Below are 16,792 nucleotides of genomic sequence, written 5' to 3'. Positions count from 1 at the left end.
GAACCCTGAAGCCGCAGAGCTTGAAATCAAGGGTGTTAGCCCCACTTAATCAGTATGTCCTTAAAAGTTTTTAACCTGCAATGTGACACCGGCCATTTGTTTGAGGGCTGGTTTGGTTCTCACGATGATTATGACGCGCAAAAAGCGCGAGGGTTAATCACGTGTCCGATGTGTCAAAGCGCTCAGATCCAGAAGATGCCTTCTGCGCCACGCATCAACTCGTCGCGTACGCTTGGGTCTAGCGAGCACGCTCAATCACCGGACTCGAGTGTTGTCGCCGAATCGGTCTCGATGCCCGTAACCCACGCAGCTGAGCTTGCGAAGTTACAAGCTGCTGTGCTTGCCAAGATGCGCGAGGTTGTCAACAGCGCAGAAAACGTCGGTGCGGCATTCGCCCGCGAGGCCAGGGCCATGCATGAGGGGGAATCGAAGGCCAGATCGATTCGTGGTACCGCCACACCCGAGGAGCGTCAGGAGCTCGCTGAAGAGGGTATTGCAGTCATGACATTGCCAGATTTTTTGTCTGATGACCGGTTGCAGTGATCGTTTAGATTGGTAATGGCTTCATAGAAACAGAAAACGCCGCTTGTAAGCGGCGTTTTCTGTTGGAAAGGCAATTGGCCTTAGGACATCACGCGGCTGCGATACTCGCCGGTGCGGGTGTCGATCTCAATCTTGTCGCCGATATCGCAAAAAAGCGGCACTGGCAGTTCGTAGCCCGTGTTGATTTTGGCGGGTTTCATGACCTTACCCGAGGTGTCACCACGAACAGCGGGTTCGGTGTAGGTGATTTCGCGCACGACAGACGTAGGCATTTCAACCGAGATGGCGCGGTCTTCGTAGAAGACTACTTCGACACTCATACCTTCCTCGAGGTAATGTAAAGCATCCCCCATGCTGTCCGCTTCAACTTCGTACTGGTTGTACTCTTCGTCCATAAAAACATACATGGGATCGGCAAAGTACGAATATGTGCACTCTTTACGATCGAGAACGACGACGTCAAATTTCTCGTCAGCCTTATACACGGCCTCACTACCGGATGCTGTTAGTAAGTTCTTGAATTTGAGCTTGACTACTGCGGCGTTACGACCCGACTTGTTGTATTCGGCGCGTTGCACCACCTGAGCTTGACCATCGATGATGACCACGTTGCCGACACGCAGTTCCTGCGCTGTTTTCATGACTAGAGACTCCATCTGCGCGCGTCTGCTCGAATGTTGCAGCGCACGATAGTGATAAACCCTAGATCATAACCGATTCGCTGTGCCACTTTGGGTCCTCACCCAGTTATCGAGTCGAGTGGCTAAATCGGCTTGTGTTTCCAGACTGTCGCTTAATCTTTTGCTCGCATGCTCCCAGTCTTGCCAACCTTGGTTAGCTAATGAGGCGCTCAGGTCGGTTTTGAGCAGGCCATCAGCCCACTCGTGCATGGCCTGTCCAATCGGGTCTGCGAGGCCTGCTAGTTTTAACCACGCATCAAGCTTGGGATGATGCGCACCGTCTTTCTGTGGGTAGATCTGCCAGAACAGTGGTTTGCCTGCCCAGATGGCACGTACAAACGAATCTTCGCCCCGCACGAAATTCAAGTCACATGACCACAACAGTTTGTCGTAGTTCTCTTGTTGCATAAACTTGATTGCTTGCCAGGAAACCTGCTCGTTAGGTGAGTTGCCTTGTGATGAATTGTTTAATGAGGGTAGATTTGATGGCACCAATAGATGAAATCGTTGGCGAGTCTGTCTTAATTGCTCAATCAAACTGTGCATTGGGGCATGAGGGTACGCAAAAAACGATATCAGCCTTGCGTTGTTTGGAATGCTAATCCCGAGGCTGGCCAGCCATGCTTGTTTGTCCTGTGTCGCGACCCACCGGTTTCGTTGCTCGATCAGCCCATGCTCGCGAATGAGGCCGCCGGTGTTGTCATGAAATCCGGGAAAGAAAAATACGGGTCTAAGCGAATCGTTGCGCTTGGAGTGCAACCCATGAAATGAGCTAACCCAGTCTTGCGCGCTTAGGTACTCTAGTTGCAGCCAGATCGGTTCGGCAGTGGTAGCTAATTGCCGGATGTAATCATCTGGCAATTCACAAGAAAATCCTGCGATTGCCACCTGACGTGGTGGCGTTGGTTGCCAGTCGTCCATCCAAAGACATATTTGGATATCCTGGCAGATTTGAGTGGGCACGCTCGGGTTTATGGCGGGTTCGATTTCTTGAAAACTCTCCAGCCGATCTACCCATAATCGTATGTGCCAGTTTTTTTCTTTGGTTAATTGACGCGCTAGTCGCCACATCACGCCAATGTCGCCAAGGTTATCGACAACGCGGCAGAACAAATCAGCCGATACCATCGGGAGTCGTGTGCTGTGCTGACGGTTGTCCGTATTCAATGAAATCGCTGAGGTGCGTCAAATGCCTCCTGCGGCAGATCGACATGCACCAATTCTCCGTCTGGATTCGGAAATAATGGGGCACCACAGTCCTCGCATGTCTCGGGCAGTAAAACACCTGGAATGCGCTTGATATGATCAACCCCACAGTCTTTGAGAATAGCGGCGATTTCATCCACGGCGTCAACAATTGACCCGTTTTCTATCGACTCGGGATTATCAAACAGCGGCCAGATCGTGCCGTAAATAACATCTCGCTCTCGGCCTCGATGATAGCCCACGCGATATTCTTGCACGCCATGTTCCCCCACTGCCGCTATCGTTGCTCGCAGCTCTCCTGATTTGAGATTAAGCGTACTTTGTAGCCACTCGGTTGCCGAAATGATGGCAATCAATCGCATGTGTTGCTCTGATAGCTCAATGCTGCTGTGGTAAGCCTGCGGCAGTAGGGCATGAAACTGACAGCCTGGCAACAAATTCGTCAAGACAGGTGTTATGTGCTTGGTCCAGGCTAAAAGGCAGTCCTCATGGCTGATAGTGGGATCAGCTTGCCAGCGAAATATCGCATGACCTTTGGGAACTGCCACTGCGAGCACCAGGTGACGGGTATCGACCAATAAGGCCGGGTTAGGCTCAACGGTGATGGTTTTCGGTAATGCCGAGCGTTTGCCCACAGCTCGATTGGCAAGTTTGTTAAGCCAATCATACGTCTGGCTAAATGAGCGCGGCATTTCATCGATACCCAATAACTGCGGTACTGAGGCGATCTTTACGTCTGGTGTGAGCACAGTGAGCTTGAGGCCCTGTAAAAATTGGGCCAGGACGGCGTCGGTCATCTTGACTTGAGGTAGTTGATAACGCGTCCAGATAGCGCATGCGCTCGTCAGAAGAATAGCTTGCCACGGTTTCCCATCAAGATCGAACTCTGTGTATTGGCATGCTGCTTGCACATGTTCGAACAACTCGTCTGCCTCATCAGGATCTTTATTGGTCAGTTGATATAGGGCCGTTTCAATGATGTCATCCTCTGCGGCAGCTAGATGCTTGCGCACTAGCGCACCAATCTCGGACTCCCAATAACGATCCTCATAGCGACTTGTGGACGACATCGAAGCGTGTACGGTGGCGATCAAATGGCTAGTGGCGATTGACAGAGACGATCTGGGGGACTTTTTGGGCATGGTCGAGAGTTCAAATAACTAGCCGAGTATTTTAGCTTGGTCTTTGCATGGCGAGCATAAAGGCTTGAGTGACTTTTGACGGTTTGCCCCTAATAGGCAAGACAATCCGAATTGAACGTGTGAGTCCCTCATTGACCGGTATGCCTACAAGTGTGCCGTCTTCGTGTCCGAGCGACAGTTGGGAGACAAAACCTACTCCGAGACCAGCCCTGACGGCTTGTTTGATGCCTTCGACACCTGCAAGTTCGAGATAGCCTGAGATGGCGAGATTCTGACTGGCAAATGCTTTGATCACCAGGTTTCGCACGCCTGAACCGTCCTCACGCATGATCAGTGATTGCGTAGCCAATTCATTTAGATCTAATGACTTGCGTTTTGCCAGTGGGTGAGACGGTGGCAGGATTGCAACCACTTCGTCGGTGGTCCATGGTTGCACGTTGCATTGATTAAGCGTATCCGGACTTAACTCACCTTCGAGCACTGCCACATCGAGTTCTGTCAGCTTGGCGATGATTTCTCCTGTATTACCCGTGATCATCTGAACGTTGATGCCAGGATAAGCACGTTTGAACTGGGCGACGATCTCCGGCAAAAGGTAACTTGCCGGGGTAGTGCTAGCACCTATGCGCAAGGTGCCGGCAGCCAGTGTCTGATTGGCTTTGCGAGCGTCGAAGGCTTCTTCCATGGCTGCGCGTAAGCGATTGGCTGGCAATAGCAATCGCTGACCCGCTGAGGTCAAGGCAATTCCGCGGCCATGGCGACGATAAAGCGACTCGCCAAACGATTGTTGCAGCGCTTGCAGTTGTCCGGAGACCGCTGGTTGAGATAGATGCAGCGCCCGTGCTGCCCGGCTGATGTTGCCGTATTCAGCCACCACGCTAAATGTAATCAGTTGGTCAGGTGTCATGAGTGGCTGGCTGCTGGTTTGTTGAAAATAAAGATAAATATAATTAAAACTGATACTTTATATAGAAATTAACAGATTTTCAGATGTGATGCGCTTGATTAGACTTCGTGTTTCAAAGTTATTTACTCAAGGCTCTTCACGTGAACACCGTAGCAACGACTTCTGAGACCATCTGGCGCGACCGAGGAAATGGTTTGCTGTTTGTCGGGTTGATGGCTTTTGCCGTGTTTCAGTTAGCGCAGCTTGCACCGATTAAGGCGCTGAGTATTAGCCCGTTAGTGCTTGGGATCGTCTGCGGGATGCTTTACGGCAATCTGCTGCGTGGCACCATGCCAGCTGAATGGGGGGTTGGTGTTCATTTCGCGGCCAGACGGCTGTTGCGCATCGCTGTTGCCCTCTACGGCCTGAACATCAGCATTCAGCAAATTATTGATGTCGGAGCGCCGGGAGTTGTGGTGTCTATCGGTGTGGCCGTTGGGGTGCTGGGATTGGGGACTTGGCTGGGCACGCGTTGGCTACGACTCGATCGTGATACAGCCATGCTGACAGCGGCAGGTAGCGCCATTTGTGGTGCCGCCGCGGTGCTGGCATTTGAATCCACGCTACGTTCAGTGCCACACAAGAGCGCGGTGGCGGTGGCTACAGTGGTACTGTTTGGCACGATCTCTATGTTCCTGTACCCCGTGCTCTATGGTGTTGGTTGGTTACCATTTGATGGCACCGCGCTAGGTATATTTCTAGGTGGCAGCATTCATGAGGTGGCGCAAGTTGTGGCGGCAGCCAGCAACATCGATCCAGCCACTACCGAAGTAGCCACCATTGTAAAAATGACTCGCGTAGCGCTACTCGTACCACTGTTATTGGTCATTGGCCTGTGGTTACAACGCCGCGATGCTTCCCTCACAGGCAACAAGGCAAAGCTGCCTGTGCCGTGGTTTGCGATCTGGTTTCTGATATTTGCGATCGTTAACTCCCTTGGTGTTATCCCTGAATCGACTCTTGAAATGCTGCGTGCATTTGATATTTTCTTGCTGACCATGGCAATGACAGCGTTGGGCATTGAGACCCGGTTTGCTCAGATGAGGGCAGCAGGCCCTCGTGTTCTCGCATTGGCAGCGGTGCTGTTTGTGGTGCTGTTTGGTTTGACCAGTGGCTTGGTGATGTTGGTGAGTTAGGCCCTACATCGACTGATATGTTGTTTGTTAGAAAGAATTTTCACTCACAAGTTATTAATTTTTAAAGAATTTATGGTAATTTGTGCAAATTCGTTTTTCAAAAGTGGATTTTCATAAATGATTCCGCGTCAAGCCCAAATCACCGTCGAGCGTCTGGCCAGAGGGTTTCCCGTGGTTGCGGTGACTGGCCCGCGTCAGTCCGGCAAGACGACATTAGCGCGCGCTGTATTCTCAAACAAACCGTATGTCTCGCTTGAAAATCCCGATGAGCGGGAATTCGCAACGCAAGATCCCAAACGGTTTTTGGCTCGGTTTGGAGTCCAAGGCGCTGTGATCGATGAGATTCAGCGGTGCCCGGAGCTATTGTCCTGGTTGCAGGGTGTGGTCGATGAACGACAGTTGATGGGTGATTTCGTGATTACGGGCTCAGCGCAATTTGAACTCGTGGCATCGATTTCGCAGTCTTTAGCAGGTAGGGTGGGCCGGGTGGAGTTGCTGCCGTTAAGCTTGGGCGAAATTCGAGCGGTAGATAAATTGCCCTCGTCGCTTGGTGAGTTATTGTTACGTGGTGGCTATCCCGCTTTGTACGTGCGTGATATTTCACCTGAAGACTGGTTTACGAATTACATCGCGACTTACGTCGAACGTGATGTTCGGCAGCTGATCGCAGTAAGAGACCTCGGCAGTTTTCAGACATTCGTTAGAATGTGTGCGGCTCGTACGGGTCAGCTTTTGAACGTTGTCTCGTTGGCCGCTGACTGTGGCATTAGTGCCTCGGCAGCCAAGCAATGGCTAACAGTTCTACAAGCTAGCTACATCATCACACTGCTTCGGCCGCATCACCAGAACTTCGGCAAGCGCATGGTCAAGTCGCCCAAGCTCTATTTCCTGGACGCTGGGTTGGCCAGTTGGCTATTAGGCATTCGGGATGCCCAAACATTGATGACCCATGCTGCGCGTGGAGCGTTGTTTGAAACGTGGGTGGTTGCCGAGCTGCACAAACAGCGTCTCAATCAAGGCGCTACTGCTGACCTTTATTTTTGGCGTGACAGCGGTGGGCACGAGATTGATGTCTTGTTTGAAACGGCTGATCGGCTAGTTCCATTTGAGGTTAAGTCTGGCTGCACGTTCGCTTCAGACTGGTTGACTGGGCTCAAGAAATGGCAGGCAATCAGTGGCACCAAGTCGGGCATAAGTCATTTGGTATACGGTGGCTCGGAAAGTTACAAGCGAGAGGGCGTGGATGTGCATAGCTGGCGCGACATGGGATCACTGCTGTCTTGATAAAAGCGACTGGTGTTGCTGGAGGCACTGCCCTCAAACCACATCGGCAGCACAAATTGTGCTGCCGATGTGGTTCGGGATGCGCAAGTCGGAATTAAGCCGCCAGCAAATCCCTTAATACGTACGGCAAAATACCGCCGTGCTGATAGTAGTCAACCTCAATTGGCGTATCGATGCGCAACAACACCTTGACACGATCGGTCTTGCCGTTGTCTCGATGAATGACCAATGTGACATCTTGCTGAGGCGTGATACCAGCCTCGAGACCTTCAATGTCATAGATCTCTTTGCCCGTAATCCCTAAAGAGTCCACGCTATCGTTGCCTTTGAATTGCAGTGGCAACACGCCCATGCCCACCAAATTACTTCGGTGGATACGCTCAAAGCTTCGTGCAATGACAGCTTTGATACCCAAGAGCATGGTGCCTTTGGCTGCCCAGTCGCGCGATGAGCCCGTGCCATATTCCTCGCCACCAAAAACAACGGTAGGCACCCCGGCTTTTTGATAGGCCATGGCAGCGTCGTAGATCGACATTTGCTCACCGGATGGCTGAAACAATGTTTCGCCACCTTCAAAGCGACTGCCATCTGGGCGCGGTGGGATCATGAGGTTCTTAATGCGTACGTTGGCGAAGGTGCCGCGCATCATGATTTCATGGTTACCACGGCGTGAGCCATAGCTATTGAAATCCGGTTTTTTCACGTGATGCGCCAAAAGCCATTGGCCTGCAGGTGAGGTTTCTTTAATCGAACCAGCAGGCGAGATATGGTCGGTCGTTACCGAATCACCAAACACGCCAAGTGCGCGTGCGCCACGGACCGCAGGCACTGAGGCTGGCTGCATGGTAAAGCCTTCAAAGAATGGCGGCTCAGCGATATAGGTCGAGCTTGGCCAGTTGTAGAGCTCGCCCTTGACGCCCGTGATTTGTTCCCAGAGCTTACCTGGATTGTTCTTGACGTTGGCGTAATTGCTGCGAAACACATTGGCGTCTAGCGCGAACTTCATTAACTCATTAATCTCCTCAGACGTGGGCCAGATATCACCGATGTAAACGTCACCATTTTTGCCTTTGCCTACCGGCTCGGTCATGAGATCGCGGCGAATGGTGCCAGCCAGCGCATACGCCACCACCAGCGGGGGAGACGCCAGGAAGTTTGCTTTGATATTGGGATGTATCCGCGCTTCGAAGTTACGGTTGCCAGAGAGCACCGCTGAGCAAATCAGATCATTATCGATGATGGTTTCATTGATATCGACAGCCAGATCGCCGGCATTACCGATACAAGTGGTGCAGCCGTATGCAGCGACATCGAAGCCCAGTTTTTCCAGATAAGGCAGGAGCTTGGCTTTTTTAAGGTACTCAGTGACCACACGAGATCCAGGCGCCAATGAGGTCTTGACGTATGACGGTACGGTCAAGCCAGCTTGTACCGCTTTCTTGGCCACCAGGCCAGCCGCCAGCATGACGCTAGGATTGGAGGTGTTGGTGCACGAAGTAATCGCAGCAATCAGGATGTCACCATTGTGAAGCTCAGTGCCAGTCGAGGTGGTGAACGTTTTTTCAAGTTTATCCTTGGGTTGGTTAAAGCCGTTTTGTGCCACTGGCTTGGCGAACAAGGTGTCGAACGTTTTGGCGACATCGCCAATTTCGATGCGATCCTGGGGGCGCTTGGGGCCAGCCAGTGACGGTGCTACTTTGGATAAATCCAGCTTGAGCAGTTTGGTGTAGTTGATATCCTTGCCGTGGGGAACACCAAACATGCCCTGCGCTTTGAAATAGGATTCGAAGGCTGCGATTTCCGCTTGTGAGCGACCCGTGCCACGGAAATACTCAATGGTTTTTTCATCAACCGGGAAAAATCCCATGGTGGCGCCATACTCGGGAGCCATATTGCCAATCGTGGCTCGGTCAGTTACCGACAAACTTGCGGTGCCAGCACCACAAAACTCCACGAACTTGCCAACTACTTTTTCTTTGCGCAGCATCTCTGTGATGGTGAGCACGAGATCCGTGGCAGTTACTCCCCCACGCAATTGCCCGGTCAGTTCAACACCCACCACGTCTGGCGTCAAGAAATACACGGGCTGGCCGAGCATCCCGGCTTCGGCTTCGATGCCACCTACGCCCCAGCCGACCACGCCAATGCCATTAATCATAGTGGTGTGACTATCGGTGCCTACCAAGGTGTCGGGGTAATAGACGTTTGACTTTTTGTCGTGGTGTACACCGCGGGCCAAATACTCGAGGTTGACCTGATGCACGATGCCAAATCCGGGCGGCACCACGCCAAAGGTATCGAATGCTTGCATACCCCATTTCATGAACTGGTAGCGTTCCTGATTACGCGAGAACTCCACTTTCATGTTCAGATCAAGCGCATCTTTGGTGCCGAAGTAATCAATCATGACCGAGTGATCTACGACGAGATCAACAGGCACAAGCGGTTCAATTGATTTCGGTGAGCGACCCATTTTGCCAGCGACATCACGCATGGCAGCTAGGTCTGCAAGAAGAGGGACACCAGTGAAGTCTTGCAACACGACGCGGGCCACCACAAACGGAATTTCGTCTTCCCGTTTGGTGTTGGGTTGCCAGTTAGCGAGTTCTCTGACATGGTTCTCTGTGACTTTTTTTCCATCACAGTTCCGTAGCACTGACTCGAGCACGATCCGAATCGAAACTGGCAACTTGGCAACGTCAATTCCGAGTGATTGGCCAAGCGCAGGCAGGGAATACAGGTTGGCAGATTTATTGCCAATCTTGAAAGGCGTTAGGGTTTTGAAGGGATCTTGTGCCATGATTTGGGGCCTCCGCAAAGTGGTTCTCTAAGCATATATCAGCCTTACGTTTGCGTGAATAGTCCCCCTGTTGGCATCTGCAAAAAAATAAAAAACCGCCTGTCAAGCAGGCGGTTTGTCACCACATTCCCAACTCCTTATTATTAGTCGGGAGAGTTGGCTGGCTTATACATTCACAGCATCTGCCACGTCCTTGTAGTCCTCGATTTGATCGAAGTTCAAGTAGCGGTAAATTTGGTCGCCATTTTCGTTAATCACCCCGATGTCAGCCATGTACTCCTCGCGTGTCGGGATTTTGCCCAGACGCGAGCAAATGGCGGCCAATTCCGCTGAGCCTAAGTACACGTTAGTGTTTTTGCCCAGACGATTGGGGAAGTTACGCGTGCTCGTTGACATGACGGTTGCACCCTCGCGCACCTGAGCCTGATTGCCCATGCAAAGCGAGCAACCTGGCATTTCGGTGCGAGCACCCGCAGTACCGAAGACGCCATAGTGACCTTCTTCAGTCAGCTGCTGGGCATCCATCTTGGTGGGTGGGGCTACCCAAAGTTTGACCGGAATGTCGCGCTTGCCTTCGAGCAGCTTGGAGGCAGCACGGAAGTGGCCAATATTGGTCATGCAACTGCCAATAAACACTTCGTCGATCTTGGCACCAGCGACATCAGACAGCGTCTTGACGTCATCGGGGTCATTCGGGCATGCAACGATGGGTTCGACGATCTCAGCCAGATCGATCTCAATTACTGCAGCGTACTCGGCATCCGCATCGGCTTTCATAAGTTGCGGGTCAGCCAGCCATGCCTCCATGGCCTTGATCCTGCGAGCCATGCTGCGCTCGTCTTCGTAGCCGTTGGCGATCATCCACTTGAGCATCACAATATTGCTTTGCAAGTACTCAATGATGGGTTCTTTGTTCAGATGCACTGTGCAACCGGCAGCCGAACGTTCAGCCGAGGCATCTGAGAGCTCGAATGCTTGTTCAACTTTCAAGTCTGGCAAGCCTTCAATTTCCAGAATTCGGCCAGAGAAAATATTTTTCTTACCTTGTTTTTCAACCGTCAGTAGGCCATTTTTGATGGCGTAGAAGGGAATGGCATTGACCAGATCACGCAAGGTCACACCGGGCTGCATCTTGCCCTTAAAGCGTACGAGCACTGATTCCGGCATGTCCAGGGGCATGACGCCGGTCGCTGCAGCAAAAGCCACCAGACCTGATCCAGCTGGGAAGCTAATGCCGATCGGGAAGCGGGTGTGTGAATCACCACCAGTGCCAACGGTATCAGGCAGCAACATGCGATTTAGCCACGAGTGAATCACGCCGTCACCCGGACGCAGTGAAATACCGCCACGTGTGCTGATGAACTGCGGCAATGTGTGATGGGTTTTAACGTCTACCGGCTTGGGGTAGGCGGCTGTATGGCAGAAAGACTGCATCACCAGATCAGCTGAAAAGCCCAGACAAGCAAGGTCTTTGAGTTCGTCACGGGTCATCGGACCTGTCGTATCTTGGCTACCTACCGAGGTCATGCGGGGCTCGCAGTAGGTTCCCGGACGAACACCTTTACCCTCGGGCAAGCCACAGGCGCGGCCAACCATTTTCTGTGCCAGGGTGTAGCCCTTACCACTGTCTGCCGGGTTGTGTGGGAGACGAAACGCATCTGATGGACCTAGGCCCAAGGCTTCACGCGCCTTGGCGGTCAGACCACGACCAATGATCAACGGAATCCGACCACCCGCGCGCACTTCATCGAGCAAGACATCAGACTTTAGTGAGAACTCGGCGATCACCTCACCGTTCTTCAGTGCTTTACCTTCATAGGGACGTAATTCGATTTCATCGCCCATTTCCATCTTGGAGACATCTAGTTCGATCGGCAGGGCGCCAGCGTCTTCCATCGTGTTATAGAAAATCGGGGCAATCTTGCCGCCCAAGCATACCCCACCAAAACGTTTGTTGGGTACATTTGGGATGTCCTGGCCGGTGAACCACAGCACGGAGTTAGTTGCTGATTTGCGAGAAGAACCGGTGCCGACCACGTCACCAACATAGGCCACGAGATTACCTTTGGCCTTCAATTCATTAATCAGTTTGATAGGGCCTGTTTTACCGGGCTCGTCTGGCTCGATGCCTGGGCGCGGATTTTTAAGCATGGCTAGCGCATGAAGAGGAATATCTGGGCGCGTCCATGCGTCGGGGGCTGGTGACAGGTCATCGGTATTGGTTTCACCGGACACCTTGAAGACGGTCAGCTTCATGCTTTCTGGCACCTCAGGGCGGCTAGTAAACCACTCGGCGTCGGCCCAGCTTTGCAGTACTTCCTTGGCGTTCACACTGCCTTTATCGGCTTTGTCCTTGACGTCATGGAAAGCGTCAAACATGAGCAGGGTTTTTTTCAAAGCGTTAGCAGCGGTTTTACCGACCTCGGCGTCATCGAGCACTTCGATCAGCGCTGAGATGTTGTAACCACCGAGCATGGTGCCCAAGATTTCAGTGGCCTGGACCCGAGAAATCAGGGGGCACTTTTCTTTACCGAGTGCAACAGCAGCCAAATAGGATGCCTTAACTTTAGCGGCGTCGTCCACGCCGGCTGGTACGCGCTGGGTAAAGAGTTCAAGCAAAAATGCCTCTTCGCCCTTGGGCGGGTTTTTAAGCAGTTCAATCAGGGCAGCGGTTTGTTCGGCGGTCAGGGGCAGGGCGGGAATGCCGAGCTTGGCACGCTCAGTGACATGTTCACGGTAGGCTTCTAGCATGGGTCTGGCCTTATGAAAGTAAGGAAATGAAAAGGATCTTCAACAACAATTTTAAGTCTACGAAACGGTTAAGGGCAAATGTCTTATATAAGACATAAGACCAAGGATGCTTCTTAGGTGGTTAGATCAACATACTCAGGATGGCGTTTTATGTAAACCGCAGCGTAGGAACAGCGCGGAACCACGCGCCATTTGTTGCTGCGGGCAGTGTCAAGCGCTACCTGTGTCAGGCTAGCCGCAATACCCTTGCCGCCAACAGCCTCAGGTACACGGGTATGGGTGATGGTCATGCTCGAATCTGTCAGTTCATACTCGAGCACGCACAAGTGATCATCAACCGTGGTTGTAAATCGCTGTTTTTGAACTTCATGTTTGATTGGATGTGTCATGTGTGTTCCAGTTCAAGCAAATGTTGCGATGTCCCCAGGTATCCGTACCCAGCCCTCCATCAGCACGCGCGCACTTCGGCTCATGATGGCTTTTTTGACTTGCCAGTCACCATCGACTTGTTCGGCTTGGGCACCAACACGGAGCGTTCCTGATGGGTGCCCAAACCGCACTGCATCCAGCTTGCCACCGCCAGCGGCGAGATTGACCAGAGTGCCCGGAATGGCTGCAGCGGTACCAATGGCCACAGCGGCCGTGCCCATCATCGCGTGGTGAAGTTTGCCCATTGAAAGTGCGCGCACGAGCAGATCAATATCCGCAGCTTTGACTGCCTTGCCGCTTGAGGACACGTAGTCAATCGGTTTGGCGACAAAGGCAACTTTGGGTGTGTGTTGTCGTTTGGCAGCCTCTTCGATGTGATGAATCAAACCCATCCTCACGGCGCCATGTGCGCGGATCGTTTCAAACATCGCCAGAGCTTTGGTGTCATTGTTAATGTCGTCCTGCAGCTCTGTCCCTTTGTAGCCAATTTCTTCCGCGTTCAAGAAAATCGTGGGTATGCCGGCATTGATCATGGTTGCCTTGAAAGTGCCTACTCCTGGCACCTCTAGATCGTCGACAAGATTGCCAGTCGGAAACATTGCACCACCGACGCCTTCCTCCTCTGCCGCCGGATCCATGAACTCGAGCTGAATTTCAGCGGCAGGGAATGTCACGCCATCGAGTTCGAAGTCACCGGTTTCCTGCACTTGACCATTCGTCATCGGCACGTGGGCAATGATGGTTTTGTTGATATTGGCCTGCCAAATGCGCACGGTTGCAATGCCATTTTCTGGGACGCGACTGGAGTCTACGAGACCACTGGCAATGCCAAAAGGCCCAACAGCGGCAGACAAGTTGCCACAGTTACCACTCCAGTCTACAAAAGCTTTGTCGATTGATACCTGGCCAAACAGATAATCAAGGTCATGATCTGGTCTGCTGCTTTTGGAGACGATCACGGTCTTGCTGGTGCTAGATGTCGCACCACCCATGCCGTCGATTTGCTTGCCGTACGGGTCAGGACTTCCTATCACGCGCATCAACAAGGCGTCTCGGGCAAGGCCAGGGACTTGCGCTGCTTCGGGCATATCGTCAAGCTTAAAAAAAACACCTTTGCTGGTGCCACCCCGAATGTAGGTTGCTGGGACTTTTATTTGCGGTGCGTATGCCATGGCAGTTACTCATCAGAACTTGGTTTAAATTTTCAACTGCTGTTTGAATCATTACAGATCAGTACTGACCTCACAGCTGGTGTTGCCAGTTGTGAGGTCATTATGCAGCTTCGGACTCTAAAAAGTCCTGGGCAAAGCGCTGTAATACACCGCCAGCTTTATAGATAGAGACTTCCTCGGCTGTATCGAGGCGGCATGTCACAGGCACTTCAATCGTTTGCCCGTCTTTACGGTGAATCACCAAAGTTAGCGTTGCACGCGGCGTATGCTCGCCAATCACATCAAACGTTTCGGTGCCATCAATGTTTAGCGTCTTGCGCGTTGTGCCGGCTTTAAATTCAAGCGGCAGTACACCCATGCCCACCAAGTTGGTGCGGTGAATACGCTCAAACCCTTCAGCCACAATCGCCTCAACACCAGCCAGGCGAACCCCCTTGGCTGCCCAGTCACGTGAAGAGCCTTGACCGTAGTCAGCGCCAGCCACGATGATCAGAGGCTGCTTGCGGTTCATGTAGGTCTCGATCGCTTCCCACATACGAGTGACCTTGCCTTCTGGTTCGATGCGAGCCAGTGATCCTTGTTTGATTTCACCGTTCTCTAGCACCATCTCGTTTAGCAACTTGGGATTGGCAAACGTGGCGCGTTGGGCAGTCAGGTGGTCGCCCCGGTGCGTGGCATACGAGTTGAAGTCTTCTTCTGGCAAGCCCATCTTGGCGAGGTATTCGCCAGCTGCGCTACTGGCCAAAATAGCATTCGACGGTGATAAGTGATCAGTCGTGATGTTGTCGCCAAGCACTGCCAGAGGTCGCATACCTTTCAAGGTCCGTTCGCCGGCCAGTGCGCCTTCCCAGTAGGGTGGGCGACGGATGTACGTGCTTTGGGCGCGCCACTCGTAGAGCGGGCTAATTTTCTCGCTGCTTTGAACCGTTGCAGCAAACATAGGCTCGTAGACTTTACGGAATTGCTCGGGCTTGACGCTTGACTTGACGATGGCATCAATTTCTTCGTCTGTCGGCCAGATATCTTTGAGAGTGACAGGCTTGCCTTCTTTGTCTAGGCCTAACACATCCTTTTCTATGTCAAAGCGAATGGTACCCGCAATCGCATAGGCCACCACCAAGGGAGGGGATGCGAGGAATGCCTGTTTCGCATAAGGGTGAATACGACCATCAAAGTTACGGTTGCCCGATAGCACTGCTGTGGCATACAGATCACGATCGATAATTTCTTGCTGAATTTTCGGGTCAAGTGCACCGCTCATACCGTTGCAAGTGGTACAGGCAAATGCCACGATGCCAAAACCGAGTTTCTCCAGTTCGGGCAAGAGATGCGACTCTTGCAGGTAGAGTTCAACTGCTTTGGATCCAGGTGCTAGCGAGCTCTTAACCCAAGGTTTGCGAGTCAGTCCGCGCGCGTTGGCATTGCGGGCCAACAAGCCGGCTGCAATCACGTTACGTGGGTTGCTGGTGTTGGTGCAACTTGTAATGGCTGCGATGATCACTGCGCCATCTGGCATCAAGCCTGGCTCGTTTTCCACTTTACCGGAGATGCCTTTGGCAGCCAGATCAGTGGTGGCAACCCGACGATGAGGGTTGGAGGGACCTGCGATGTTTCTGACAACAGATGACAAATCAAACTCGAGCACGCGTTCGTACTCGGCTGTGTCCAAGCCATTAGCCCAAAGTCCTGTCTCTTTGGCGTAGGTTTCTACCAGTTGCACCTGCTGTTCTTCGCGGCCGGTCAGGCGCAAGTAGTCAATCGTTTGCTGGTCGATGGTAAACATGGCTGCTGTTGCGCCGTACTCAGGGGTCATGTTTGAGATTGTGGCGCGGTCACCAAGTGTGAGGTTGGCTGCCCCCTCGCCAAAGAATTCAAGGTAAGAGGAGACAACTTTTTGATTGCGCAAGAACTCAGTCAAGGCAAGCACTAGATCGGTTGCCGTAATGCCCGGTTTTAGTTTGCCAATAAGTTTGACGCCAATGATATCGGGCAGACGCATCCATGATGCGCGTCCGAGCATGACGCTCTCAGCTTCCAAGCCTCCCACGCCGATTGCGATCACACCTAAGGCATCAACGTGTGGTGTGTGGCTGTCGGTTCCGACGAGCGTGTCGGGAAATGCCACACCGTCACGGGAATGAATCACAGGCGACATGCGTTCCAGATTGATCTGGTGCATGATGCCGTTACCCGGGGGGATCACGTCTACATTTTTGAATGCTTTTTTTGTCCAGTTTATGAAGTGAAAGCGATCTTCATTTCGACGGTCTTCAATCGCACGGTTTTTAGCAAAGGCGTCAGGATCATCGCCGCCACATTCAACAGCCAATGAGTGATCAACGATCAATTGTGTTGGCACGACCGGGTTGACTTTCGCCGGGTCTCCACCTTTGGCTGCGATGGCATCGCGTAATCCGGCAAGGTCAACGAGTGCCGTTTGTCCCAAAATATCATGGCAAACGACGCGAGCCGGAAACCATGGGAAATCCAGATCTCGCTTGCGCTCAATGAGCTGCTTTAATGCGTCGGTCAGCAACGATGGGTCACAACGACGTACCAAGTTCTCCGCATGTACCCTCGACGTGTAAGGCAGTTTGTCGTATGCGCCAGGCTTGATCGCATCAACCGCTTCGCGAGCGTCAAAATAGTCAAGCTTGGTTCCGGGCAGTTTTTTGCGGTACGCAGTGTTCATGGCAGTCTCGC

General features: G+C 52.4%; 12 protein-coding genes. 3 read left to right on the top strand and 9 right to left on the bottom strand.

From position 1 onward, the window contains the following. Positions 1 to 54 precede the first annotated feature (54 nt). Positions 55 to 543 (top strand): DUF1178 family protein, encoded by a 489-nt coding sequence (locus DHf2319_RS09090; RefSeq protein WP_243477898.1) that lies wholly within the window; start codon positions 55 to 57, stop codon positions 541 to 543. 80 nt (positions 544 to 623) lie between these two features. Here the strand turns inward: DHf2319_RS09090 and efp are convergent, their stop codons facing one another. The 4 genes from efp to DHf2319_RS09070 form a co-directional block, all read right to left on the bottom strand. Beyond that, the gene (gene efp, locus DHf2319_RS09085; protein WP_243477897.1) at positions 624 to 1,184 is read right to left on the bottom strand and encodes an elongation factor P; all 561 of its coding nucleotides are present in this window, start codon (positions 1,182 to 1,184) and stop codon (positions 624 to 626) included. A gap of 66 nt (positions 1,185 to 1,250) precedes the next feature. Beyond that, positions 1,251 to 2,351, bottom strand: a complete 1,101-nt coding sequence (gene earP / locus DHf2319_RS09080) for an elongation factor P maturation arginine rhamnosyltransferase EarP (protein ID WP_256462177.1) — start codon at positions 2,349 to 2,351, stop codon at positions 1,251 to 1,253. Between the two features lie 35 nt (positions 2,352 to 2,386). Next, a complete protein-coding gene (locus tag DHf2319_RS09075) occupies positions 2,387 to 3,571 on the bottom strand; it encodes a DUF2863 family protein (RefSeq protein WP_243477896.1) in 1,185 nt (394 codons plus the stop codon). A gap of 31 nt (positions 3,572 to 3,602) precedes the next feature. Continuing rightward, entirely contained in the window at positions 3,603 to 4,478 is an 876-nt protein-coding gene (locus DHf2319_RS09070) for a LysR family transcriptional regulator (protein ID WP_243477895.1), read from the bottom strand. A 140-nt stretch (positions 4,479 to 4,618) separates the two neighbouring features. On the opposite strand from DHf2319_RS09070, the gene DHf2319_RS09065 reads away from it, so the two are divergent. Together DHf2319_RS09065 and DHf2319_RS09060 are read left to right on the top strand one after the other, a co-directional pair. Next, positions 4,619 to 5,653, top strand: a complete 1,035-nt coding sequence (locus DHf2319_RS09065) for a YeiH family protein (protein ID WP_243477894.1) — start codon at positions 4,619 to 4,621, stop codon at positions 5,651 to 5,653. A 117-nt stretch (positions 5,654 to 5,770) separates the two neighbouring features. Continuing rightward, positions 5,771 to 6,937 (top strand): ATP-binding protein, encoded by a 1,167-nt coding sequence (locus DHf2319_RS09060; RefSeq protein WP_243477893.1) that lies wholly within the window; start codon positions 5,771 to 5,773, stop codon positions 6,935 to 6,937. 94 nt (positions 6,938 to 7,031) lie between these two features. Here DHf2319_RS09060 and acnA read toward each other — a convergent pair whose 3' ends face one another. The 5 genes from acnA to acnD form a co-directional block, all read right to left on the bottom strand. After that, a complete protein-coding gene (gene acnA / locus DHf2319_RS09055; RefSeq protein ID WP_243477892.1) occupies positions 7,032 to 9,737 on the bottom strand; it encodes an aconitate hydratase AcnA in 2,706 nt (901 codons plus the stop codon). A 165-nt stretch (positions 9,738 to 9,902) separates the two neighbouring features. Further along, positions 9,903 to 12,488: a bifunctional aconitate hydratase 2/2-methylisocitrate dehydratase gene (acnB, locus tag DHf2319_RS09050; RefSeq protein ID WP_243477891.1), complete on the bottom strand. Its 2,586-nt coding sequence runs from the start codon at positions 12,486 to 12,488 to the stop codon at positions 9,903 to 9,905. A gap of 113 nt (positions 12,489 to 12,601) precedes the next feature. Continuing rightward, a complete protein-coding gene (locus DHf2319_RS09045) occupies positions 12,602 to 12,877 on the bottom strand; it encodes a GNAT family N-acetyltransferase (protein WP_243477890.1) in 276 nt (91 codons plus the stop codon). A gap of 12 nt (positions 12,878 to 12,889) precedes the next feature. Continuing rightward, positions 12,890 to 14,089: a 2-methylaconitate cis-trans isomerase PrpF gene (gene prpF / locus DHf2319_RS09040; protein WP_243477889.1), complete on the bottom strand. Its 1,200-nt coding sequence runs from the start codon at positions 14,087 to 14,089 to the stop codon at positions 12,890 to 12,892. A gap of 100 nt (positions 14,090 to 14,189) precedes the next feature. Next, complete coding sequence (gene acnD / locus DHf2319_RS09035; protein WP_243477888.1) at positions 14,190 to 16,781, bottom strand: Fe/S-dependent 2-methylisocitrate dehydratase AcnD; 2,592 nt, start codon at positions 16,779 to 16,781, stop codon at positions 14,190 to 14,192. Between the last annotated feature and the right edge of the window lie 11 nt (positions 16,782 to 16,792).

Origin of the sequence: Orrella daihaiensis (genome assembly GCF_022811525.1) — a bacterium.
Lineage (GTDB): Bacteria > Pseudomonadota > Gammaproteobacteria > Burkholderiales > Burkholderiaceae_B > Algicoccus > Algicoccus daihaiensis.
This window is presented reverse-complemented; position numbering and strand designations above follow the sequence as displayed.